Genomic DNA, 20,103 nt, shown 5'->3' with positions numbered 1-20,103 from the left:
GGAAACGTCGAAATGACAACCTCCCATAATGCTTACAATGCCGGCATCATGCAGAAATCCGGCAAGGCCTTCGCCGACGAGTTTTTCGCCGAAGAAAATCAGGTCGTGCATGAGTCCAACGCCGTGGTGCTCGTTCTCATGAAGAGCGATGAAATCGACGCGATCGTCGAGGACATCATCCTCAAGGACGGCAAGGCCAAGAATCCGACGATCGTCGTCGAGGACAAGGCCGGCTTCTGGTGGATCAAGGCCGACGGCGCGATCGAGATCGACGCGGCTGAAGCCTCGGATCTGCTGGGCAAGACCTTTTCGGTCTACGACCTTCTCGTGAATGTGTCGTCGACCGTGGGGCGGGCCTATACGCTCGGCTCGAAATTCACCATCACCTCGGAACTCATGGGCCTCGATCGCGCCCTCACCGACATCTGATCGTCGGCTGAACGATAAGGAATGCACCAATGGGGAAGAAAGAACCCATCCATGACAACGCCACGCGCGCGGCTTGGGAAGACAAGATCTCCAAGCTGACGAGCGTCGATGCGGCGACGAAGTTCATTCAGGATTTCCGTCTCGCCTATTCGTCGCCCTGGCGCAAGAGCTACGCCCTCGACACCGACTATCAGTACATCGAACGCAAAATCGAGGAAAAGCTCTCGCAGCTCAAAGTCGGCCACCTGCCCGTCAGCGCGCTGATGACGAAAACATCGGCCGGCGAGGACGCCGCCGCCGTCGAGGCGACCTGGATCGGCAAGATGAAGGCGGCGAAGAACAAGTATGACGCCGAGCGCATCCATGTCGAATTCCGGCAGCTCTACAAGCCGCCGGTGATGCCGGTGAACGTCTTCCTGCGCACTGACGCGGCGCTCGGCACTTTGCTCATGGAAAAGCGCAACACCGACTACTATGCGACGCCGCTGGAAGGCTTGCGCAAGGAGCGCGGCGTGAAAGTCCTGCATCTGCAGAAGGCGTCCTGATCGCATCGTCGATTGATGGATTTGAGGGCTCGGGCGGAAGCGCCCGGGCTCCTATCCATGGCTGCACTGGAGGCGCCAATGTTTAGCTTGGATTTTGAAGCTCGCGGCGAGGGTCGCGATCCGGCTGCGGACCCGAACGCGATGCTGCTTCATGCATCGACGCTCTATGCCGCGTATGGCCGAGATCTCGAATATATGTGGCACTGGGAAATCCTGCGCGACGGCGAGTTCGTGCAGGAAGGATGTTCATTGTCGGAGCGCTCCGCGCGCGAAGCCGTGGCGCTCGTCGTCCGATTTTTCGAGCGTCAGGATTGCGCGAGCGCATCCGGCGTGAACGTAGACGGAATCCGGAACTTGCTCAGAGACGCTGGTCTCGGCGCGCCCGAAGTCGTGCGCGGCGCCGAATCCGTGCAACGAGGCAAAGATAATCCTCAGGGCGACTGAAATGTATCAGATCACTATCGAAACCGAGGAAGGGGAAACCTGTTCCTTCGAATGCGGGCCCAACGAAAACGTCATTTCCGCCGGCCTCCGCCAAAGCGTCATCCTCATGTCCTCGTGCCGGGCGGGCGGCTGCGCGACATGCAAGGGCGAATGTACGGATGGCGACTACGAACTCTTCGACGTCAGCGTTCAAGCCCTGCCGCCCGACGAAGAGGAAGACGGCATGGTGCTGCTTTGCCGCACCTTTCCGCGAAGCGACCTGCACATCATGGTTCCCTATACCTTTGATCGCATTTCCTTCGAGGCGATCCAGACCAACTGGGTCGGCGAGATCAAGACCTGCGACAAGGTGTCGTCCAATGTCGTTCGACTGGTCGTGCAGGTCCTGACGTCCGACGGCACGTCGCCGATTTCGCTCAACTTTATGCCGGGTCAGTTCGTCGACATTGAAATTCCCGGCACGCACACGCGGCGCTCCTATTCGATGGCGTCGCTTTCCGGCGACGGCGCACTCGAATTCTTCATCCGCATTTTGCCTGAGGGCGCCTTTTCGAAATTTCTGGCGAATGACGCCAGAGTGGGTATGAAGCTGAATCTGCGCGGACCGACGGGCGCGTTCAATTTGCGCGATAGCGGCGCGCGACCCCGCTATTTCGTTGGCGGCGGCACCGGATTGTCGCCTGTATTGTCGATGGTTCGGCACATGAAGAGCAGCGGCGATCAGACGCCGGCGAAGCTTTTCTTCGGCGTAACGCGGCGCGACGAGCTCTTCTATGTCGACGAACTCAAGACGCTTCAGAGCGTGATGCCCAATCTGGAATTGCGAGTCGCCGTGGTTGAAGGCGGCGATGGCAATGGCGTTGCGGGCGGTACGGTGATTGATCTGCTTCAAGCCGAACTGGCGAAAGATAACGCGCGGCCGGACATCTATCTGTGCGGACCGCCCGCCATGATCGACGCCGCCTTCGCCGCGGCCGAGACGGCAGGCGTGCCGAAGCAACAGGTCTATCAGGAGAAATTCCTCGCTTCAGGTTAGACGCGTCTCTTTGGGCAGGGGGTTATCGGTTCATCGTGCGTTTGTGACGGCGATATGGATCAATCGGTCCATATGAAGCTTGAAACGCGGCCAAACCAGGAGATTGAGGCTAACGGCCCTCGTAAGATTTCAGGCGCTCGCAATGGAACAGGCGGCAAGCTCTCGGGCGGCACAGCTGGCGCAGGTATAGGTCCTGACCAGCGCGCGCCAGATAGGCGTTGGCGAAGCTGCGGATTCTTGATCGCTCGCATTTTGAAACATTGCAGACGAAAGCATGTCTCAGTCCACCGCCGGATAATAAGCCGTCCGGAACAGAACGCGCGTGGCGTCCCGCGACTCTCGTACGACGGTTTCAGGCGGCAGTTCGCGCAGTTCGTCAGCTGAAAAATTCGCTGGCAATCCGACGGCGACGGCAACTCCCGAATGGATCGCGTTGCGTATAAGAGGCAGCGGGTTTGGCGAAAAATCCTGCCAGCCGAACCGCGCCTTCTTGAAATACTCCGGTCCGCCCCACGGCGGGTCAATATTCAGCGCATCGAATGAGAGCTTGGGATAGGCCTCCATGACGTCGGCATGAATGAATTCGATGCGCTCTGCGACGCCGTAGATCGCAGCATTACGCTTCGCCATGGACAGCCTGTCGTGATCGACGTCGACGGCGATGACGCGCTTTCCGCATCTGGCGAATCCGATCGCCGAGCCGCCGATGCCGCAAAAGGCGTCCAATACGACGGCGCCGCTCAGGAGATTGCCGATCTCCAGCGCAAAGCGCTCCGGCTTGACGGAGAACAGCCCCACCTCATCGGTTTCGACGCCCTCATCCCATTTCGAAAACAGATCGTAGCGACGATCCCAGTATTTTTGGGCGCGATCGCCGAAGGGATTATCGATGTTGGTCATCGAGAGCATTGGAGAGCATTGGGCTGAGCTTTTCGCACTCGATCACATGGATCCATCTGAGACTGATCCCTTTGCCTGAGAGGCGGTTGCCCAATATTTTCCGTTAGAATCAGTGGTAAAGGGCCATGTTGTGACGTTCACTGAATTATTGTTTGCCCAATTTCCCCCAGCATTCAAACCAGCATAAAAGCCTGTCCACATAGGAGCTGGGGCAGGAGCTGACTTGCATTTCGTCCATCCTTGTGATTGCTGGTTAGAACTTTGCAACTACTGGCGATGAAGCAAAGTTGAAGTGGTAGTTCACGCCAGCACGGACGATGTTTCCATCGATAGTATTCGCGCCTGCCCTTGCTTGTACAAGGCCTACTATAGTGCCAGGCGCAATATCTGGTACGGGATATATTCCAGCTTGGTGAACTCTTGTAAAGTAACCACCGTTGCTTGTGCTTAAGCCACCAAGATTATAGTATAGATATTCAGCTTTCAGAGTCCAGTTAGGAGCAAGCATCCATTCTGCTCCGGCGCCAGCTGTCCAGCCTACCAATACTTTTGAAGCAGAAATATTCCCTGGATCGAGTTCGTCGGTTTGATCTACTTTTTCCTGACTGGCATAATAGCTAATCTTTGCGCCGCCATAAGCTAGGCCGCCGGTTCCATAAAAAAGAAGGTTAGGAGTAACGATATACCCGACGCGCCCACGAACTGTTCCTAAATATGATACGGATTTGGATGCCTGCATAGTAGTGTAAGTAGTTGTTGTTATATCTCCATAGATAGCTGACTTCACAGTTGAAGGCGTAGATGTGAAGTTAGACTGTCCAGGCCCATTATCAACATCGAATCCTTGGAAATCGGTTTCAGCCCCAACAACAAAACTTTTATAAACTTCGAAATTATATCCAACTTGCACGCCTCCAAGAAAACCACTGCTGCTGTTTGTCGCAAGTGAGCGTGTTAGGCCGATTGCAGCAGCGTTTGTTCCTGGTAAATACGTATTACCGAATATGTTAGAACGATCGATAGTATATAGAGGAATACCCTGCGAGTAGGCGCCAGTGTTATTCGCCCACGTCCCACCAGCATTGATACCAGCATAGAAGCCTGTCCACATCGGCGTAGGTGAAGCGACTAGCGCTGATTTAACTGAAGGCAGATCGGCTGCAAAAGCTGATACGCTGCTCATTAGAAACAGAGCTGACGCTATTTTAATTGTCTTCATGGCTCTCCTCCTCTGAGTGTTCAGCTGAGACGCAGATTAATCAGCAGAGTTGATATGCATCAATGCGGAATATTCGGTCATTCTACTAATTTTGTTAAGTGTGACTTATTTGTCTCTGTTCAAAAGAAAAAGCCGCTCAACGCTCTTTACAGGCCGCGGTATGAGAGGGTGACGGCGGGATCGAGTGCGCCGTTCCAAAGGGCTTGGGCGATGTTGGCGACGCCGTTTGCCCTGGCGATGTTGAGGGCTTGCGAACACAGGCGCGCCATGACGCCTGGGTTGACGCGGATGCGGCTGGCGTCTTCAGCAAGGGTCGCGTCGCGCACCCAATGGTTCTCCCGACCTGAAAAGCGAAAAATCACCCCTCTCGGTCAAACCAAAGCACAGAGCGTTGAACAGCCCTGTGGATCCATCCCAGGCAAGGGAGGGAGGGCCCTCAGCCAATCCCGCCAATGCCTCGGCTCAATAAAAAGCGCCCGGCCAGTTTGACCGAGCGCCAAGTCGAGGGGGGAGAGGGGAGCTCCGTGCGGATGGAACCCGGCGGGACTATGAATTGTTCCAGCGGCGCGGTGTCGGAATGCGCGCTTTATTGTCGAAGCTTCAGGTTTTGCTAACGAAGTTTCAGTTGAGGCTCATGCGCCTGGAGGACAAGCGCGGCGCGCTTCTAAAAAGCCCTCGCAGCTCGCGTCGCCTCTCTCCCGCGTCCCCGCGCCGCCTTGACGAAACGGCTCCGCCTATGCCCATTGAGCGCGATTTTCCGATCGCGCCGGCGCGCCATTGCGCCAGGGAGACATAGCCCATGAACATCCACGAATATCAGGCCAAGGCCGTTCTGCGCGACTTCGGCGCGCCCGTCGCTGACGGCGTCGCCGTGCTGCGGGCCGAGGACGCCCGCACGGCGGCCGAAAAGCTTCCCGGCCCGGTCTATGTGGTGAAGGCGCAGATCCATGCCGGCGGGCGCGGCAAGGGCAAGTTCAAGGAAGCGAGCGCCGGCGACAAGGGCGGCGTGCGCATCGCCAAATCGATCGACGAGGCGGAAGCCTTCGCCAAAGAGATGCTGGGCGCGACGCTGGTGACGCTGCAGACCGGCGAGGCCGGCAAGCAAGTCAACCGCCTCTACATCGAAGACGGCGCCGACATCGATAAGGAATTCTACCTCTCGATGCTGATCGACCGCGCGACCTCGCGCATCGCCTATGTGGTCTCGACCGAAGGCGGCATGGACATCGAGAAGGTGGCGCATGACACGCCCGAGAAGATCGTGACCTTCTCGGTCGATCCGGCGACGGGGCTGATGCCGCATCACGGCCGCCAGGTCGCCGCCGCGCTCGGCCTCACCGGCGATCTCGCCAAGCAGGCGGGCGCGCTGACCGAAAAGCTCTACGCCGCCTTCGTCGCCAAGGACATGGAGCTCTTGGAGATCAATCCGCTGATTGTCACCAAGGACGGCAAGTTGCGCTGCCTCGACGCCAAGGTCAGCTTCGAAAACAACGCGCTCTATCGCCATCCCGACATGGTCGAGCTGCGCGACAAGAGCGAAGAGGACGAGAAGGAGATCGAGGCGTCGAAATACGACCTCGCCTATATTTCGCTGCCCGGCAATATCGGCTGCATGGTCAATGGCGCCGGTCTCGCCATGGCGACGATGGACATCATCAAGCTCTATGGCGAGTTTCCGGCGAACTTCCTCGACGTCGGCGGCGGCGCCACCACCGAGAAGGTGACGGCGGCGTTTAAGATCATCACCGCCGATCCGAACGTGAAGGGCATTCTCGTCAATATTTTCGGCGGCATCATGCGCTGCGACACCATCGCCGAAGGCGTGATCGCGGCCGTGAAGGAGGTGGGCCTCAAAGTGCCGCTCGTCGTGCGGCTTGAGGGCACCAACGTCGATCTTGGCAAGAAGATCATCAATGAGTCGGGGCTGAACGTCATACCCGCCGACGACCTCGACGACGCGGCGCAAAAGATCGTCGCCGCGATCCGACAGGCGTGAGCTTTCCTTTGGGCTTCTCCCGCACATGGGAGAAGCCCGGGCGCGATTTCTTCCGCCTTGCGTCATCGGCCCAAAAGGGCCATCTTTAGGCGCGATCTTGGACCTTTAGGCCGCTGTTCCCCGTGGGGCGGCCTTTGCGCGCGATCGTCGCCTTTTAGGGAAGCGCCAGTGCCCAATTCAGCTCTTCTGTTTGCGTCTCCGGCCCGCCGCGTGAGACGCGCTCTGGCGCGCCTATCGTGCATCTTGCTGGCCGGATCGGGCGCCTTCGGGCTCTCCTGCGACAGCAGTCTCGCGGCGCGGGAAAATATCGTCGTCGCGCGGCCTTTCGAGGTCGGCTCCAGCCTGTCGGGCAATTATCTCGCCGCGATCGTCGCCGGCGCGCAGCGCGACACGCTCGCCGCCTCGACCTTCTTCCGCGAAGCCTTGCGCGACGATCCCAAAAACTCTGATCTTGCCGACCGCGCCTTCGTCGCGGCGCTCGCCAACGGCAATATGTCGGAGGCCCTCTCGCTGACCGGCCGCGTGATCGCGCATGACCGCACAAACGGGCTGGCGCATCTCGCCCGCGGCGTCGATCAGATCAAGAATCGCAAATACGCCGCCGCGCGCGCCGAACTCGCCAAGGGCGGCGGCGACCGTCGCCGCGACATCACCTCGACGCTGCTCTCCGCTTGGAGTTACGCCGGCGCCAAGGACACGCGTCACGCCCTCTCGACGCTCGATACGCTCACCGACGACGCCTTCGTGGTGTTTCGCGACTATCATGCGGGCCTGATCGCCGATCTCGGCGGGGACAAGGCGGAGGCTGAAAAGCGCTTCAAATCCGCCTACAACGCCGAGAAGAACACGCTGCGGCTTGTCGACGCCTATGCGCGCTTTCTCGCGACGCGCGGGCGGCGCGACGAGGCGAAGCAGCTCTACCTCGCCTTCGACGAGGTTGCGCCCAATCACCCGATCGTCGTCGCCGGCCTCGCCGCGCTCGAGGAGGGCAAGCCGCTGCCGCCCTTCGTGCGCACCGCCGACGAAGGCGCGGGAGAAGTGCTTTACGGGCTGGGCGCCGTCGGCGGCCGCCAGGGCGACGAACTCGCTTCGCTCATCTATCTGCGCCTCGCCTTGCATCTCGCGCCGGAGAACGCTCTCGCGATCGTCACGCTCGGCGACGTTTATGAGCGCATGAAGCAGGAAGAGGCCGCCATCGATCTTTATCAAAGCGTGCCGAAGGACAGTCCGCTGCGCGTCAACGCCGACGTGCAGGCGGCGCTTCTGCTGGAGACGCTCGGCAAAACCAAAGAGGCGAGCGAAAATCTGTCCGCGATCGTCGCCGCCAACCCCAAGAATCAGGAGGCTTTGACGGCGCTCGGCAATCTTCAGCGCTCGCGCAAGGCTTTCGCCGACGCCGCCGTGACCTATACGCGCGTGCTCGATTTGCGGTCCAAGGCGGATAAGGGTCTGTGGCTGCTCTACTATTATCGTGGCATCGCCAATGAACGGCGCAAGGATTGGCCGGCGGCGGAAGCCGATCTCAAGAAGGCGCTGGATCTCAATCCCGACCAGCCGCTGGTGTTGAACTATCTCGGCTATTCCTGGGTCGACAAGGGCTCCAACCTGGACGAAGCCTTTAAGATGCTGCGCCGCGCCGTCGATCTGCGGCAGCGCGACGGCTATGTCGTCGACAGTCTCGGCTGGGCCTATTACCGCCTGGGGCGCTATGACGACGCCGTGCGCGAATTGGAGAAGGCGATCGACCTGAAGCCGTCAGACCCGGTGATCAACGATCATCTGGGCGACGCCTATTGGCGCGTCGGCCGCAAGCTCGAAGCGCATTTCCAGTGGAACCATGCGCGCGACCTCAATCCGGAGGCCGACGAACTGCCGAAGATCCTCGACAAGATCAACCACGGCATGTCGGACGCGCCGACGCTCGCCCATGACAAGGCGGCGCGGAACGGCGGGTGATTACCCCTTCTCGCCCGCCATCTCCAGCACGACGCGCCATTCTTCGTCGCTCACCGGCTGCACCGAGAGGCGCGAATTGTTGACGAGCACCATGTCCTTGAGGCGTGGCTCGGCTTTGATTTCAGCCAGCGTCACCGGCTTTTTCAGCGCCTTCACGGCCTTCACATCGACCATGCCGAATTTGCCGCTCTCGTCGGTGTGGTCGGGATAATAGGTCTTGATGATCTCGACGATGCCGACGACCGCCTTGTCCTCGTTCGAATGATAGAAGAAGCCTTTCTCGCCCTTCTTCATCGCCATCAGATTGAGTTTGGCCGAATGGTTGCGCACGCCGTTCCAGAACGTGCCCTTGGCGCCGGCTTTCACCTGCTGATCCCAGGACCAGCTCGACGGCTCGCTTTTCAATAGCCAATGCGCCACTAGAGCTGCGCTCCCACCACGCGTTTCCAGGGTTTCAGCTCCACCGAGGCGAAGAGTCCGGCGGCGGCGTAAGGGTCTTCGCTGAGCAGCGCGTGCGCCGCCGCCTCATTCTCGCAGTCGAGAATGAGCATGGAGCCGACGGGGGTCTCGCCGTCGAGAAAGGGGCCGCCGAGCTTCACGCGCGCGGCGTGCGTGTCGAGGAAGGCGAGATGCGCGGCGCGGGTCGACATGCGCAGCTCAACGTGATCGGGCTTATCCAGGCAAAGGGCGACGAAGAACACAGGCGGCCTCGCGTAAGCGTGACGAAGGCGCAACTTGTTCCAAAGCGCGCGCCGCGGGTCAACAGCGCCGCCGCCGAAATGACGATTTCATGTTCGAAGAGGCGAGGGCTTCGGGAAATGGAAGGCGCGCGTTAGGCGCGCTTTGCCGGCGTCTCAAGCTCCTGCGCGACGACGCGGTCGCCAAAATCGATGATCGCTTCGCGTAGAGCGGAGATTTCGGCGTCGCTTGCCGCGACGGGAACGATGGACAAACCCTTGGACCCGTTGGCGGCGCGGCGCATATTGGCCCGCTCCGCGCGCAGCGCCTCGACGGCGCCCTGCAGCATGGCGTTGTCGGCGCGCGCCGATTCGAGCTTTCCGGCGGCGTCGTTCGCTTCGGCGCGCGCGACGCGCAGCGCCCCTTCCAATTGGTCGCCGTCGCTCTTTTGGCGTTCTTCGGCGGCTTTGAGCTGCGCCCGCGCCGCGTCGAGCTCGGCGGCGAGCGTTTCTCCCAGCACGCGGGTCGCGGCAAGTTCGCCCGAAATGCGCGTCAGCAGATCTTCAAGCTCTGTCGCCCGCGCCCCCGACTGCGCGGCGCGCGCATGCTCCTCGCGCAAGACCTGCAGCTCGCGCTGCATCTCGCTATTGTGCTGATGCAGCGCCGCGACGCGCGATTCATAGGCGGCGACGAAACCGTCCAGTTGCGCCCCGGCCCCTTCGTCGTGCGCCGCCGTCTCCGACCGAATCAGGCGCAGTTGCGCGACGCGGCCTTCGGCGCGGTCGGTCATTTCATGCAGCGCTCGCTCCGTGGCGTTCAGAAGCTCGGTGCGCTCGCCCAAAACCTTCTCCGCCTCGTTGACGCGCAGGTTCATGTCGCGATTGTCGGCTTCGGCGCGATTGAGCTGCGCTTCGAGTTCGGCGATCCGCGCGACATGGCGGCCGACCGTCGCGAGATCGTGCGCCCGCGCGGTTTGCGTCGCCTCCATCGCTTGTTCGAGCCGCCGCTCACGAACGGCGAATTCCGCGCGCAGCAGATCGCGCTCGGCGACGACTTCCTCCATCGACATCGGCGCAAGCATCTGCAGCCGTCGCATCGAAAGACGAAGCGCGCGCCGCCAGAAAGCGGGGAGGAACATCAAGGCGAAAAGCCCGGCGACGAGGAAGCCGAGCGCGAAATACATCGCTTGTTCGATCAAGACGCAGCAATCCTTGATCCGTCTCAAGGCGGACGGCGCTGCGGATTCTGCCACGTAATGACGCGGAACGCAAAGCACGGGCTACGGTTCGTCGGCTCGGCGTCGCCAACGACCGCGGCTCGCGGCGTCGTCCATTTGGATGACGACTTTCCCGCCAGCGGGCCGCAGAACGGCGGAAGCAACCGCCGCGGGCGTTGCTCGCGGCAAGCAGGAGAAGCCAAATGACGTTATCCGCTGGCGTTTTTTGCGGTGGCCGCGCGCGCGGCGCGCCGCGATTGCGGGCGCGCCGATGAGCGCCATGCGCTGTCCCGGCGCTCCCGCGCTTCATTTCGGCGACCCAGCCGAAAGAAGCCCGCAAGACGCCAATGAGAGAGTCTTCGCCACCACGCTTGCGGCGGATGAAAGCTTTCTCGCCGCCGCGCAAACGCAGGCCGCGCCGGCTGCGCGCATCCGATTCGCGCCGAGTTGCGTTGAAAACGACTGCGCGCATTGGAGCGGCGGCGGATGCGCCTTGCTCGGCCGCATCGCGCAGCTGCTTGCCGAGGCGGGCGCGCCGGTGAAGCCGAGCCCGGCCTACGACTGCAGCATTCGCCATGATTGCCGCTGGCGCCGGCAGCGCGGCGACGAGGCCTGCGGCATTTGCGGCTTCGTCGCCCGGGAGCCGCTGGGTTCGTCTCCGCCGCGCGCGGGCGCGAGCCGCCAGCCGGTCATTTGAACGGCGCCCTTCTGAACGGGGCTCTTCTGAACGGGGCTCTTGGCGTTACGTCGGCGCGTCCGATCGGATCAGAACGGGTTCCAGGTCGATTCCGGCGTGAATTTCAGATAGCCGAGATTAAGGCCCAGCCGTGCGCCAAGTCCCGAGCGCACCGGCATGACGACGACCTCGTCATTGTTGAGCGCGGTGAATCCAAGGCCGCCGACGAGATAGGCTGATCCGGCGGCGCCGGAGAACCGCCGATAGATGGAATCGACGGACGGCAGATTATAGACGAGCATCATCGTCCGGGCGCCGTCGGCGCCGGCGTCGATGCCGATCGAGGGGCCTTGCCAAAACACACGCTGCTGACCGGCGTTGCGCGTATACATCGTGCCCTCGCCATAGCGGAGTCCGCCGACGAACGCGCCGCTCGCCTCCTGGCCAAGGATGTAGGCGTTTGGACGGCCCCACTGCCGCGACGCGCGCTCGACGCCCTCGGCGAGGCCGCGGGAAATGGAGCCAAAAAAGCGGTGGCCGTTCTCGACGATCTCGCCGCTCGAATAGGTTTCGGGCCGCTGCGCGGCGCGCGCCAAAGATGCAGGAGCCGCCCACGCGCAGGCCGAGGCGGCGGCGAGGCGAAACAGGTCGCGGCGCGAGGCGGCGTTGAACGAAGCTTTGCTCATGACGACGAACTCCAGGACGAACGTGTTCAAGCGCCATGCGTCGGCGTCAACGATGGCCGACCCGCGGCGCAGTTGCGTCGCAAAGGCGACAGGCGGACTTGCGCCCGCCAAAGTCGCGCGCCGTAGTTAAGGAAGCGTTGCGGCGGCTTCGAGCGCGGCCGCGTCGGCCCAGGCGATGAACGGACCATTGCGATAGTCGTCGGCTTTCTTGCCGTAGCGCAGCGGCGCGCCGTCCGGATCGAGCGTGACGCCGCCGGCCGCGCGCAGCACGGCGTCGCCCGCGGCGGTGTCCCATTCCATCGTCGGTCCGAAGCGCGGATAGACGTCCGCCTCGCCGTTGGCCAGCAGGCAGAATTTAATCGAGGAGCCGACGGGCGCGCTGCGCGCGATGCGCTGTCGCGAGAGAAACGCCTTCGTCGCCTCATCGAGGTGAGACTTCGAAATCAACGCGACCAGCCCTTCGGCGGGACGCGGCCGCGCGCGCAGCGGACGCCAGTCCTGCGATGGCGGCAGGGATCCGCCAGGGACCGCCCGCGCCTCATAGCCGTGTGCGCCGGCGAACCAGACGCGACCTTGCGCCGGCGCGTAAACCGCGCCGACGCGCGGCGCGGTCTTCTCCGCGAGCGCCACATTGATGGTGAACTCGGTGCTGCGGGCGAGAAATTCGCGCGTGCCGTCAATCGGATCGATCAACAAAAAGGCGTCGCCGGCGCCGAGCGTCTTGCCGCGCGAAGCGCTCTCCTCGGCCAAAAAGGGCACGCCGGGCAGCGCCGCTTCCAGTTCGCGGAGCAGATAGGCTTCGATCCGCTCGTCCGCCTCTGTCACCGGCGACGTATCGCCCTTGAGGCGCGACGCGATATTCGGATTGGCCAGCGTCTCCATCGCCAGGGCGCCCGCCGCAACTGCGATGTTCGCGAACAGGCGGGCGAGGTTTTCGATGTCGTCGAGCGCGCCTGCCGACTGAAAAGTTTTCTCCACCGCCATCGTTCGATTCCCTCAATGTTTGTTTACGATTAAAGGCGCGTGTCATTTGCAATCCGCGCGGCGCCCGTTAGTTTCGTTTTAGCCTGAACGCAGTGATTCGCGCGCCGCGTCAGTCCGCCGCGCATCACAGGAAGACTGGATCAAGCTTCCCTCAGACGTCGCCGCCTTCACCCGATTTGGATGGCATCATGACCAAATTCTCGCTCGACCCTCTCGATCTTGCCGCGCTCCTGTCCTCGCGGGTTTGTCACGACGTCATTTCGCCCGTGGGCGCCATCGTCAATGGTCTTGAAGTCCTCGAGGAGGAAAAGGACGCCGAGATGCGCGGCCATGCGCTGGCGCTGATCAAATCGAGCGCCAATGAGGCTTCGGCGCGGCTGCAGTTTTGCCGGCTCGCCTTCGGCGCCGCGGGTTCGAAAGGCGCGTCGATCGACACGGGCGACGCCGAACTGGTGACGCGCCAGCTGATCGCCGACGAGCGCACGCAGCTCTTTTGGAGCGTTCCGCGCGTGCTGATGTCCAAGAACAAGGTCAAGCTGCTGCTGAACCTCTGCGTCTTGGCCGATGCGGCGATCCCGCGTGGCGGCGTGATTTCCGTTAGCTCAACGGGCGAAGACGATCGGGTGACGTTCAGGATCGAGGCGAAAGGCGTCAATGCGCGCGTCGCATCGAATGTTCCGCGCCTCCTCGAAGGCGAATCGGAAGAGGGTGCCATCGACGCCCGCGCCATTCAAGCCTATTACGCCGGTCTCGTGGCCAATTCCTGCGGCATGCAGGTCGTGGTTTCCAGCGAGCCGGAACTTGTGACGATCGAGGCGATCCCTGTCCAAGCGGCGGCGGGGATGGATGCGTCACCAGAGAGCGCCGTCGCCTGAAGCCAGAGCTGCGGACCCGCGCGAGACCCGCGCGGATCCTGCCAGTTTTCGATGAAGCGTATCAGCGTAGCGCAGACGTACTAATCGGCGCGGGTGCTGCGCTGAGTCGCACGCGGCAGCGCCTTGGCGTCGCGCAGATGGTTCTCCAGCATCGGAACGGCGCTCTGCGCCCACCTCTTTAGCTCAGGGTTCTGGCCGGTCTTGGCGTAGCTCTCGAAAAGCTTCACCGCCTTCTCGTGTCCGTCGATTTGCTGTGTCCGGAAACGCTCTTCAAAGCGCGCGCTAGTCGTCGAGGACAATTGCTGCAGAAGATTCTGGTGTTCCTTATCGAGCGCGTTCGGAGCGTTAAGCCGGTCTTTCTGCACGATCGGCTTCAGTTCGTCGTCCATGTTCGTATGATCTCTCACGATCCTACGGGCATAGTCGAGAAACTCCTGAGTGTTTGCCTTGTTCTGAGCTTCGCGTCCGGCCTGGATTTCAAAATTGTTGATGTTCCAGGCCTTATCCAGGAAGTTCTGAGTCGTGGCGTCCGGTCGAACTGTTCGGGTCATAGTGGCCGTTGAGCCCGACTTCGGCCAAGTCGCGGCAAGCGCGTAACTAGGCGCCAGAAGCGCAAGCGCCAGGGCGCTGGCCAGCAGGGGTTTCCTCATCTTCGTCTCCTCGACGTTCGCCCCCGCACCGTAAACCGATCGCGCACACGCCTGTTCCGCGAGATGCTTCAGTCAGCAAAAGAAAACGCCGCATCCTCGGACGCGGCGTTTTGCCTGGCGCTCGTGATCGCGCTTTTGCTTCAATGTTACGAAGGCGCCGTATCAGGCGGTGATGCGTTCTTCCGCTTCGCTTGGCTCGCGCAGCACATAGCCGCGGCCCCAGACGGTCTCGATGTAGTTGCGGCCTTCGCTGGCGTTGGCGAGCTTCTTGCGCAATTTGCAAATGAACACGTCGATGATCTTCAATTCGGGCTCGTCCATCCCGCCATAAAGATGATTGAGGAACATTTCCTTCGTCAGCGTCGTGCCCTTGCGCAGCGAGAGCAGCTCCAGCATCTGATATTCCTTGCCGGTCAGATGCACGCGGGCGCCGCTGACTTCCACCGTCTTCTGGTCGAGATTGACGATGAGGTCGCCGGTGATGATGATCGATTGGGCGTGGCCCTTCGAGCGGCGGACGATGGCGTGAATGCGCGCGACGAGTTCGTCCTTATGAAAGGGCTTCGTCAGATAATCATCGGCGCCGAAGCCTAGGCCCTTCACCTTATCTTCGATGCCGGCGAGTCCGGACAGGATGAGGATCGGGGTCTTCACCTTGGCGACGCGCAGCGTGCGCAGCACCTCATAGCCGGACATGTCGGGCAGGTTGAGGTCGAGAAGAATAATGTCGTAATCGTAGAGCTTGCCGAGGTCGATGCCCTCTTCGCCGAGATCGGTCGTATAGACGTTGAAGTTCTCGGATTTGAGCATGAGCTCAATACTTTGAGCCGTCGCGCTGTCGTCTTCGATCAATAAAACGCGCATGTTGGTTCCCCACCGAGCTCCATCGTCCGCGACCGACCGCGCGAAGGACGCGCGCCGGCGGCCGGCGAGAGTCCTCGCCTCAGCGACCTGACCGACCTTCCAGCGAAGGTAAGCGGAATTGGTTAATAAACCTTCACTTACGCCTCAAACGCTGCCCTAAATCTTAATCTTGGGCGGTAAGCAAGGCGGACGCGTCACGCTACGTCTGGAAGGACACGGACAGCGACGCGCGAATCACGCGTCATTTCCAATCTATACGCCGCCGCGAGTCCGGGGGGCAAAGACAAAATACGCGGCGCGTAACCAAAAGCGCGGACGCCCCCGCGAAGCTTCGCGCGCGCGATCCTCGCCGCATCTGCGTCATGATTCGGTCCCATGCGCGGCGCCAATGGGGCGGGGGCGACGATATGCTTGCGACGCGCGCCGCTTGCCAAATTGAGACGACCGGTCGTATTATGCCCTCATGAGCCGACGCGACGTCAAAGAGCTGAGAGAGAAGCTTCTGGACCGGGGAGTCGCGCTCCTGATGGAGCAAGGCTATCACGGCACCGGGCTGCAGGAGCTGGTCAAGAGCGTCGGCGTGCCGAAAGGCTCCTTCTATAATTATTTCGAAAGCAAGGAAGCCTTCAGCGCCGAGGTCGTCAAACATTACATCGATCCGTTCATCAAACGGCTCGACGCACAGCTTCAGCGCAAGGATCTTGGGGCCGCGGCGGCGCTGCGCGCCTACTTCGATGAGCTGATCCAAGAGACGGAACGCCTGGATTTCCGAGGCGGATGCCTGCTCGGCAATCTCATCGGCGAGATCGGCGACACGAGCGATCTCTGCCAGACGTCGCTACGCGAGGCCGTGCACCGCTACCGCGACAAGCTGCGCGAGGGAATCGCCCGCGCTCAGCGGGAAGGCGGTTTCCGCACGGACATGGAAGCGAAGGAAATGGCCGACCTTCTCGTCAATTTCTGGCAGGGGGCGTTGCTGCGCATGAAGATCGAGCGCTCGGTGCGTCCGCTCACGCAGTTCTGCGACATGCTGCTCAACGGCTACTTCAAGGCGTGATCGATTTGCGCCCGAGTGAGACGACCGGTCATATCAGTTTGGGCTCTAAGTAGGGGGAAGACGATGCCGAAATTCATCATCGAACGGGAGATCCCCGGCGCCGGGAAGATGACGCAGGCCGATCTCCAGGCGATCTCGCAGCGCTCCTGCGCCGTCCTGCGCGCGCTCGGCCCGCAGACGCAATGGGTCGAAAGCTATGTCACCGACGACAAGGTCTACTGCGTCTACATCGCCGAGAGCGCGGCGGCGATCAAAGAACATGCGGAGCAAGGAGGCTTTCCGGCCAACCGGATCAGCGAAATCAGGGCGATCATAGACCCTGCGACGGCCTGACCAATAAGGGAGAGTGGTTGAATGAAGAGCTTGCCGTTGCGCGCAGCAGTGTGTGCGCTTGTATCCGCCTGGGCGCTTGCGCCGGCTGTCGCGGATGAGACCTGCAACTCGCCTTTCATGAGCGGGCTGATCAAGGGACAGGAACAGTATCTCCACGTCTGGACGCTCGGCGAGAAGGGCGTCGGCGATGGATCCGACAAGCTCGTCACGATCGACGTCATTCCCGGCTCCGCGACCTACGGAAAGGTGATTCATGCGATCGCCGTCGGCGGACGCGGCGAAGCGCATCACATGGGATTCACCGACGATCGCAAATATCTCTGGGCCGGCCGTCTCGACGACAGCAAGATTTTCATCTTCGACGTCGGCTCCGATCCCTCGACGCCGAAGCTCGTCAAAACGATCGATAATCTTGCCGAGAGCACGGGCTATGTCGGGCCGCATACGTTCTATGCGCTGCCCGGCCGCATGCTGGTGCAGGCGCTCTCCAACAAGAAGGATCACGGCGGCGTCACCGGGCTGATCACCTACAACAACGCTGGCGAACTCGTCACGACGACGCCGATGCCGCTTAATGACGGCGGCGACGGCTATGGCTACGACATCGCCATCGATCCCGCCCAGAACCGCATGCTGACGTCGAGCTTCACCGGCTGGACCAATTACATGATGGACCTTTCCCAGCTCATCCAAGACGATTCCGCGATGAAGAACTTCGGGAACACGATGGTGATGTGGGACTTAAAGGCGATGAAGCCTCTAAGGGTGTTTTCCGTTCCCGGCGCGCCGCTCGAAATTCGCTGGGCGCTGAAGCCGGGCGCCAATTGGGCGATCACCGCCGGCGCGCTCACCTCGAAACTCTATCTGATCAAAGAGGACGACAAGCACAAGTGGCAGGCGAAGGCCGTCGCCGACGTCGGCGATCCATCCAAAATTCCCTTGCCGGTCGACATCTCGATTTCGTCCGACGCGTCGTCGCTCTGGGTCAACACATTCATGGACGGAACGGCGCGGCTCTTTGATCTTTCCAATCCGGAAGCGCCGAAACAGGTCTATGCGAAAAAGATCGGCGCGCAGGTGAACATGGTCTCGCAAAGCTGGGACGGGAAGCGCGTTTATTTCACGACTTCGCTGCTCGCCAATTGGGACAAGAAGGGCGCCGAAAACGAGCAGTTCCTCAAGGGCTACTCATGGGACGGGAAGGAGCTTAGGGAAGATTTCGTCGTCGACTTCCATAAGGAGGGACTCGGCCGCGCGCATCATATGAAATTCACCGCGCGCGCCCAGAAGGCCGAACTGCCGTGACGGGCGGAGCACGACACGCGAAGGGCGCAGGCGCGCCTTTCGCCGCGTTCGTCGGTCTCGCGCTGCTTTTGGCGGCGCTCTTGACCGCACCCTTGGTCGCGCCGCTGCGCGCGGCTGAGACGCGAGCGCAGCCTGCGAATGCCGACGCCGCCCATCTCCCGCGGCCGGGCGCTTATGTTCTTCAGCGCATTCAGCGCGCCCCCGATGCGCAACTGCTCGACGCCGAGGGCAGGGCGGCGCAGCTCTCCGCCTATACGCGCGGCGCGGTGACGGCTCTCGCCTTCTTCTATGCGCATTGCGTCGATCCGGCAGGTTGCCCCCTCGCCTGGTCGACCTTCGAGACTGTCGCGCGCGACGCCAACGACGATCCGCTGCTCAAATCGAGATTGCGGCTCGTCTTCGCGAGTCTCGATCCCGAGCACGATACGCCCAGGGTCATGCGCCTGCTGCAAAGCAGCGAGAACGAAGCCGACAGGGTTCCCTGGGCGTTTCTCACCAGCCGTTCGCTGAACGATCTCTCGCCGCTGATCGCGCAAATGGGTCAGGACATCGCTTTCGAGGCCGACCCAAGTGGGCGCCGCTCCGGCGCGATCAATCACATGCTCAAAGTCTTTCTCGTCGATCCCGACGGCTGGGTGCGCGAGATCTATAGCGCCGCCTTCCTCACCCCCGAAAATCTGCTCAATGACGCGAGGACGCTCGCCATGGAGTTTCCGGAGGCGGACAACCGGCCGAAGGAGCGCTGAGATGCGCCGCGCCGCGCCGGCTTTTCTTGCCATTTTTCTTGCCCCGATGCTTTTCGCCGCGCCGGCGGGCGCGCAGGAGTGGTCGCTGCTGGGGCTGCCGCCCGTCCCCGCCGCGGTCGCGGGCGCGCCGGCCATGCGCAGGCTCGGCGAAAAGCTGTTCTTCGACCGCAGCCTTTCCGCGAACGGCACGTTGTCCTGCGCCATGTGCCATATTCCCGCGCAGGGCTTCGCCTCCAATCAAAGCGCGCTCTCGATCGGCATGGAGGGGCGGTCGCTGCGGCGCAATGCGCCCTCGCTCTATAATGTCGCCTTCAAGAAATTCCTGTTTCACGACGGCCGCGAGACCGATCTTGCCGCGCAGGTCTGGGGGCCGCTGCTCGCGGCCGACGAGATGGGCAATTCCGGGATCGGTCCGCTCGTCGCCCGGCTTCGCGCCGACGCCGAATATTGGCCGCTGTTCGAGGCCGCCTTTCCCGAGGAAGGCGCGACGATGATGACGCTCGGGCGCGCCATCGCCGCCTATGAAGCTGCGCTGCTGCGCGGCGGCGGGCGTTTCGATCGCGCCGTCTATGGCGGCGAACGGTCGGCGCTGACGCCTCAGGAGTGGAAGGGCTACGAGCTTTTCATCGGCAAGGCGGGCTGCGCCGCCTGCCATCTGATCGGAGCTGAGACGGCGCTCTTTACCGATCAGTCCTGGCACAATACCGGGGTCGGATTTCGGTCCGAGGCGACGGGCGGCAAAAGGCTGGTGCAGCTCGCGCCCGGCGTTTTTCAAAATGTCGACCTCGCGGCGGTCGGCCTCGCCCAGACCGGCGCGCCAAATGACGTCGGCCGTTTCGAGATCACCAATGCGCCCACGGACCGATGGGCCTATACGACGCCGATGCTGCGCGGCGTCAGCGAGAGCTCGCCCTACATGCACGACGGAAGCTTGAGGACGCTCGCCGATGTCATCGAGTTCTACGATGGCGGCGGGGGAGCCAATCCATCGCTCGACCCGAAAATCCGTCCGCTGGAGCTGACCCCAGAAGAAAAAGCCGCGATCGTCGTCTTTCTCAAGGCGCTCTGAATCGCGACCGGCGGATGGGAACTCGCCGACCATCGGTCGCGTCGCATTCGGTCGTTTTCGCGAGGCGCCGGCGCAAAACCGGCGGGACGAACATTGACTTGAACGTGCGCTTTCTCCTATATGCCTGCGATCGGCGCCGCTCCAAAAGGGGCGGCGAATGTTTTGTGACGGCTGCGCGTCGTCGAGGACGCCGAAGCATTTTTTAAGCCGTCTGCGGCGAGGCCGTCGACGGCGACAGCAAGACGAGCGCGAGAGCGGGCGTAAGTCCCTTTCGCCAGCGGAGAAGAACGGTGAAAAGGACATTTCAGCCCAGCAAGATCGTGCGCAAGCGCCGTCACGGCTTTCGCGCCCGCATGGCCACGGTCGGCGGCCGCAACGTTATCGCCGCGCGGCGCGCCCGCGGACGCAAGCGTCTCTCGGCCTGATACGGCTCTGAACG

Annotated in this window: 24 protein-coding genes; 14 read left to right on the top strand and 10 right to left on the bottom strand. The window is 61.9% G+C overall.

Going from position 1 to position 20,103, the window contains the following annotated elements:
- The first annotated feature begins 12 nt into the window (after positions 1 to 12).
- From mmoB to mmoC, 4 genes are all read left to right on the top strand, one after another.
- Positions 13 to 429 carry a methane monooxygenase regulator MmoB gene (mmoB, locus tag IYW40_RS13275; protein WP_123175025.1) on the top strand — a complete coding sequence of 139 codons (417 nt, stop codon included), beginning with the start codon at positions 13 to 15 and terminating at the stop codon, positions 427 to 429.
- 29 nt (positions 430 to 458) lie between these two features.
- Complete coding sequence (mmoZ, locus tag IYW40_RS13270; RefSeq protein ID WP_196400848.1) at positions 459 to 974, top strand: aromatic/alkene monooxygenase hydroxylase subunit gamma; 516 nt, start codon at positions 459 to 461, stop codon at positions 972 to 974.
- A gap of 78 nt (positions 975 to 1,052) precedes the next feature.
- Positions 1,053 to 1,418 carry a soluble methane monooxygenase-binding protein MmoD gene (gene mmoD / locus IYW40_RS13265; protein WP_246720788.1) on the top strand — a complete coding sequence of 122 codons (366 nt, stop codon included), beginning with the start codon at positions 1,053 to 1,055 and terminating at the stop codon, positions 1,416 to 1,418.
- A 1-nt stretch (position 1,419) separates the two neighbouring features.
- Complete coding sequence (gene mmoC, locus IYW40_RS13260) at positions 1,420 to 2,454, top strand: aromatic/alkene monooxygenase hydroxylase FAD-binding subunit MmoC (protein WP_196400847.1); 1,035 nt, start codon at positions 1,420 to 1,422, stop codon at positions 2,452 to 2,454.
- Positions 2,455 to 2,733: 279 nt separating this feature from the next.
- Here mmoC and IYW40_RS13255 read toward each other — a convergent pair whose 3' ends face one another.
- The 3 genes from IYW40_RS13255 to IYW40_RS13245 all read right to left on the bottom strand — a co-directional run bounded on the left by IYW40_RS13255 (position 2,734) and on the right by IYW40_RS13245 (position 4,899).
- Entirely contained in the window at positions 2,734 to 3,354 is a 621-nt protein-coding gene (locus IYW40_RS13255; protein WP_196400846.1) for a methyltransferase domain-containing protein, read from the bottom strand.
- Positions 3,355 to 3,607: 253 nt separating this feature from the next.
- Positions 3,608 to 4,573, bottom strand: a complete 966-nt coding sequence (locus tag IYW40_RS13250; RefSeq protein WP_196400845.1) for an outer membrane beta-barrel protein — start codon at positions 4,571 to 4,573, stop codon at positions 3,608 to 3,610.
- Positions 4,574 to 4,719: 146 nt separating this feature from the next.
- Entirely contained in the window at positions 4,720 to 4,899 is a 180-nt protein-coding gene (locus tag IYW40_RS13245; protein ID WP_196400844.1) for a hypothetical protein, read from the bottom strand.
- A 473-nt stretch (positions 4,900 to 5,372) separates the two neighbouring features.
- Here IYW40_RS13245 and sucC point away from each other — a divergent pair, with 473 nt between their 5' ends.
- Complete coding sequence (gene sucC / locus IYW40_RS13240) at positions 5,373 to 6,569, top strand: ADP-forming succinate--CoA ligase subunit beta (protein ID WP_196400843.1); 1,197 nt, start codon at positions 5,373 to 5,375, stop codon at positions 6,567 to 6,569.
- Between the two features lie 210 nt (positions 6,570 to 6,779).
- On the top strand, positions 6,780 to 8,525 hold the full coding sequence (locus IYW40_RS13235) for a tetratricopeptide repeat protein (RefSeq protein WP_348644275.1): 1,746 nt from the start codon (positions 6,780 to 6,782) through the stop codon (positions 8,523 to 8,525).
- On the opposite strand, the gene IYW40_RS13230 is transcribed toward IYW40_RS13235, so the two are convergent.
- The 3 genes from IYW40_RS13230 to IYW40_RS13220 all read right to left on the bottom strand — a co-directional run bounded on the left by IYW40_RS13230 (position 8,526) and on the right by IYW40_RS13220 (position 10,401).
- The gene (locus tag IYW40_RS13230; RefSeq protein ID WP_196400842.1) at positions 8,526 to 8,945 is read right to left on the bottom strand and encodes an EVE domain-containing protein; all 420 of its coding nucleotides are present in this window, start codon (positions 8,943 to 8,945) and stop codon (positions 8,526 to 8,528) included.
- Positions 8,945 to 9,226 carry a YciI family protein gene (locus tag IYW40_RS13225; protein WP_196400841.1) on the bottom strand — a complete coding sequence of 94 codons (282 nt, stop codon included), beginning with the start codon at positions 9,224 to 9,226 and terminating at the stop codon, positions 8,945 to 8,947. The genes IYW40_RS13230 and IYW40_RS13225 overlap by 1 nt, the downstream gene beginning before the upstream one ends.
- A gap of 131 nt (positions 9,227 to 9,357) precedes the next feature.
- Complete coding sequence (locus IYW40_RS13220; protein ID WP_246720787.1) at positions 9,358 to 10,401, bottom strand: hypothetical protein; 1,044 nt, start codon at positions 10,399 to 10,401, stop codon at positions 9,358 to 9,360.
- Between the two features lie 289 nt (positions 10,402 to 10,690).
- Here IYW40_RS13220 and IYW40_RS13215 point away from each other — a divergent pair, with 289 nt between their 5' ends.
- Positions 10,691 to 11,116 (top strand): hypothetical protein, encoded by a 426-nt coding sequence (locus IYW40_RS13215; RefSeq protein ID WP_196400840.1) that lies wholly within the window; start codon positions 10,691 to 10,693, stop codon positions 11,114 to 11,116.
- A 68-nt stretch (positions 11,117 to 11,184) separates the two neighbouring features.
- Here the strand turns inward: IYW40_RS13215 and IYW40_RS13210 are convergent, their stop codons facing one another.
- Positions 11,185 to 11,781 carry a DUF1134 domain-containing protein gene (locus IYW40_RS13210; protein WP_196400839.1) on the bottom strand — a complete coding sequence of 199 codons (597 nt, stop codon included), beginning with the start codon at positions 11,779 to 11,781 and terminating at the stop codon, positions 11,185 to 11,187.
- A 126-nt stretch (positions 11,782 to 11,907) separates the two neighbouring features.
- Entirely contained in the window at positions 11,908 to 12,765 is an 858-nt protein-coding gene (gene cysQ, locus IYW40_RS13205) for a 3'(2'),5'-bisphosphate nucleotidase CysQ (RefSeq protein WP_196400838.1), read from the bottom strand.
- Between the two features lie 188 nt (positions 12,766 to 12,953).
- Between cysQ and IYW40_RS13200 the strand changes: the two genes are divergently transcribed.
- Positions 12,954 to 13,640, top strand: a complete 687-nt coding sequence (locus IYW40_RS13200; protein WP_196400837.1) for a histidine phosphotransferase family protein — start codon at positions 12,954 to 12,956, stop codon at positions 13,638 to 13,640.
- 80 nt (positions 13,641 to 13,720) lie between these two features.
- Here the strand turns inward: IYW40_RS13200 and IYW40_RS13195 are convergent, their stop codons facing one another.
- Both IYW40_RS13195 and IYW40_RS13190 read right to left on the bottom strand, forming a co-directional pair.
- Positions 13,721 to 14,290, bottom strand: a complete 570-nt coding sequence (locus IYW40_RS13195; protein WP_196400836.1) for a DUF4142 domain-containing protein — start codon at positions 14,288 to 14,290, stop codon at positions 13,721 to 13,723.
- Positions 14,291 to 14,452: 162 nt separating this feature from the next.
- A complete protein-coding gene (locus IYW40_RS13190) occupies positions 14,453 to 15,154 on the bottom strand; it encodes a response regulator transcription factor CtrA (protein ID WP_018407261.1) in 702 nt (233 codons plus the stop codon).
- Positions 15,155 to 15,617: 463 nt separating this feature from the next.
- Between IYW40_RS13190 and IYW40_RS13185 the strand changes: the two genes are divergently transcribed.
- The 6 genes from IYW40_RS13185 (at position 15,618) to rpmH (ending at position 20,089) form a co-directional block, all read left to right on the top strand.
- Entirely contained in the window at positions 15,618 to 16,211 is a 594-nt protein-coding gene (locus IYW40_RS13185; protein WP_196400835.1) for a TetR/AcrR family transcriptional regulator, read from the top strand.
- 63 nt (positions 16,212 to 16,274) lie between these two features.
- A complete protein-coding gene (locus IYW40_RS13180) occupies positions 16,275 to 16,544 on the top strand; it encodes a DUF4242 domain-containing protein (RefSeq protein WP_196400834.1) in 270 nt (89 codons plus the stop codon).
- A 21-nt stretch (positions 16,545 to 16,565) separates the two neighbouring features.
- On the top strand, positions 16,566 to 17,849 hold the full coding sequence (locus IYW40_RS13175; RefSeq protein ID WP_196400833.1) for a selenium-binding protein SBP56-related protein: 1,284 nt from the start codon (positions 16,566 to 16,568) through the stop codon (positions 17,847 to 17,849).
- 80 nt (positions 17,850 to 17,929) lie between these two features.
- Positions 17,930 to 18,595: an SCO family protein gene (locus tag IYW40_RS13170; RefSeq protein WP_196400832.1), complete on the top strand. Its 666-nt coding sequence runs from the start codon at positions 17,930 to 17,932 to the stop codon at positions 18,593 to 18,595.
- A gap of 1 nt (position 18,596) precedes the next feature.
- Positions 18,597 to 19,664: a cytochrome c peroxidase gene (locus IYW40_RS13165; protein WP_246720786.1), complete on the top strand. Its 1,068-nt coding sequence runs from the start codon at positions 18,597 to 18,599 to the stop codon at positions 19,662 to 19,664.
- 290 nt (positions 19,665 to 19,954) lie between these two features.
- The gene (gene rpmH / locus IYW40_RS13160) at positions 19,955 to 20,089 is read left to right on the top strand and encodes a 50S ribosomal protein L34 (RefSeq protein ID WP_083858773.1); all 135 of its coding nucleotides are present in this window, start codon (positions 19,955 to 19,957) and stop codon (positions 20,087 to 20,089) included.
- Positions 20,090 to 20,103: the final 14 nt, after the last annotated feature.

Origin of the sequence: Methylocystis sp. H4A (genome assembly GCF_015709545.1) — a bacterium.
Classification (GTDB): Bacteria; Pseudomonadota; Alphaproteobacteria; order Rhizobiales; family Beijerinckiaceae; genus Methylocystis; species Methylocystis silviterrae.
Note: the sequence above shows the minus strand (reverse complement) of the source record. Positions and strands in the feature narration are given on the sequence as shown.

Bases quoted from the DNA above. Each gene is read 5' to 3' on its own strand.
- mmoB (WP_123175025.1), top strand. From the start codon at position 13: ATGACAACCTCCCATAATGCTTACAATGCCGGCATCATGCAGAAATCC.
- mmoZ (WP_196400848.1), top strand. From the start codon at position 459: ATGGGGAAGAAAGAACCCATCCATGACAACGCCACGCGCGCGGCTTGG.
- mmoD (WP_246720788.1), top strand. From the start codon at position 1,053: ATGTTTAGCTTGGATTTTGAAGCTCGCGGCGAGGGTCGCGATCCGGCT.
- mmoC (WP_196400847.1), top strand. From the start codon at position 1,420: ATGTATCAGATCACTATCGAAACCGAGGAAGGGGAAACCTGTTCCTTC.
- IYW40_RS13255 (WP_196400846.1), bottom strand. From the start codon at position 3,354: ATGACCAACATCGATAATCCCTTCGGCGATCGCGCCCAAAAATACTGG.
- IYW40_RS13250 (WP_196400845.1), bottom strand. From the start codon at position 4,573: ATGAAGACAATTAAAATAGCGTCAGCTCTGTTTCTAATGAGCAGCGTA.
- sucC (WP_196400843.1), top strand. From the start codon at position 5,373: ATGAACATCCACGAATATCAGGCCAAGGCCGTTCTGCGCGACTTCGGC.
- IYW40_RS13215 (WP_196400840.1), top strand. From the start codon at position 10,691: ATGAGCGCCATGCGCTGTCCCGGCGCTCCCGCGCTTCATTTCGGCGAC.
- IYW40_RS13210 (WP_196400839.1), bottom strand. From the start codon at position 11,781: ATGAGCAAAGCTTCGTTCAACGCCGCCTCGCGCCGCGACCTGTTTCGC.
- cysQ (WP_196400838.1), bottom strand. From the start codon at position 12,765: ATGGCGGTGGAGAAAACTTTTCAGTCGGCAGGCGCGCTCGACGACATC.
- IYW40_RS13200 (WP_196400837.1), top strand. From the start codon at position 12,954: ATGACCAAATTCTCGCTCGACCCTCTCGATCTTGCCGCGCTCCTGTCC.
- IYW40_RS13195 (WP_196400836.1), bottom strand. From the start codon at position 14,290: ATGAGGAAACCCCTGCTGGCCAGCGCCCTGGCGCTTGCGCTTCTGGCG.
- IYW40_RS13190 (WP_018407261.1), bottom strand. From the start codon at position 15,154: ATGCGCGTTTTATTGATCGAAGACGACAGCGCGACGGCTCAAAGTATT.
- IYW40_RS13185 (WP_196400835.1), top strand. From the start codon at position 15,618: ATGAGCCGACGCGACGTCAAAGAGCTGAGAGAGAAGCTTCTGGACCGG.
- IYW40_RS13180 (WP_196400834.1), top strand. From the start codon at position 16,275: ATGCCGAAATTCATCATCGAACGGGAGATCCCCGGCGCCGGGAAGATG.
- IYW40_RS13175 (WP_196400833.1), top strand. From the start codon at position 16,566: ATGAAGAGCTTGCCGTTGCGCGCAGCAGTGTGTGCGCTTGTATCCGCC.
- IYW40_RS13165 (WP_246720786.1), top strand. From the start codon at position 18,597: ATGCGCCGCGCCGCGCCGGCTTTTCTTGCCATTTTTCTTGCCCCGATG.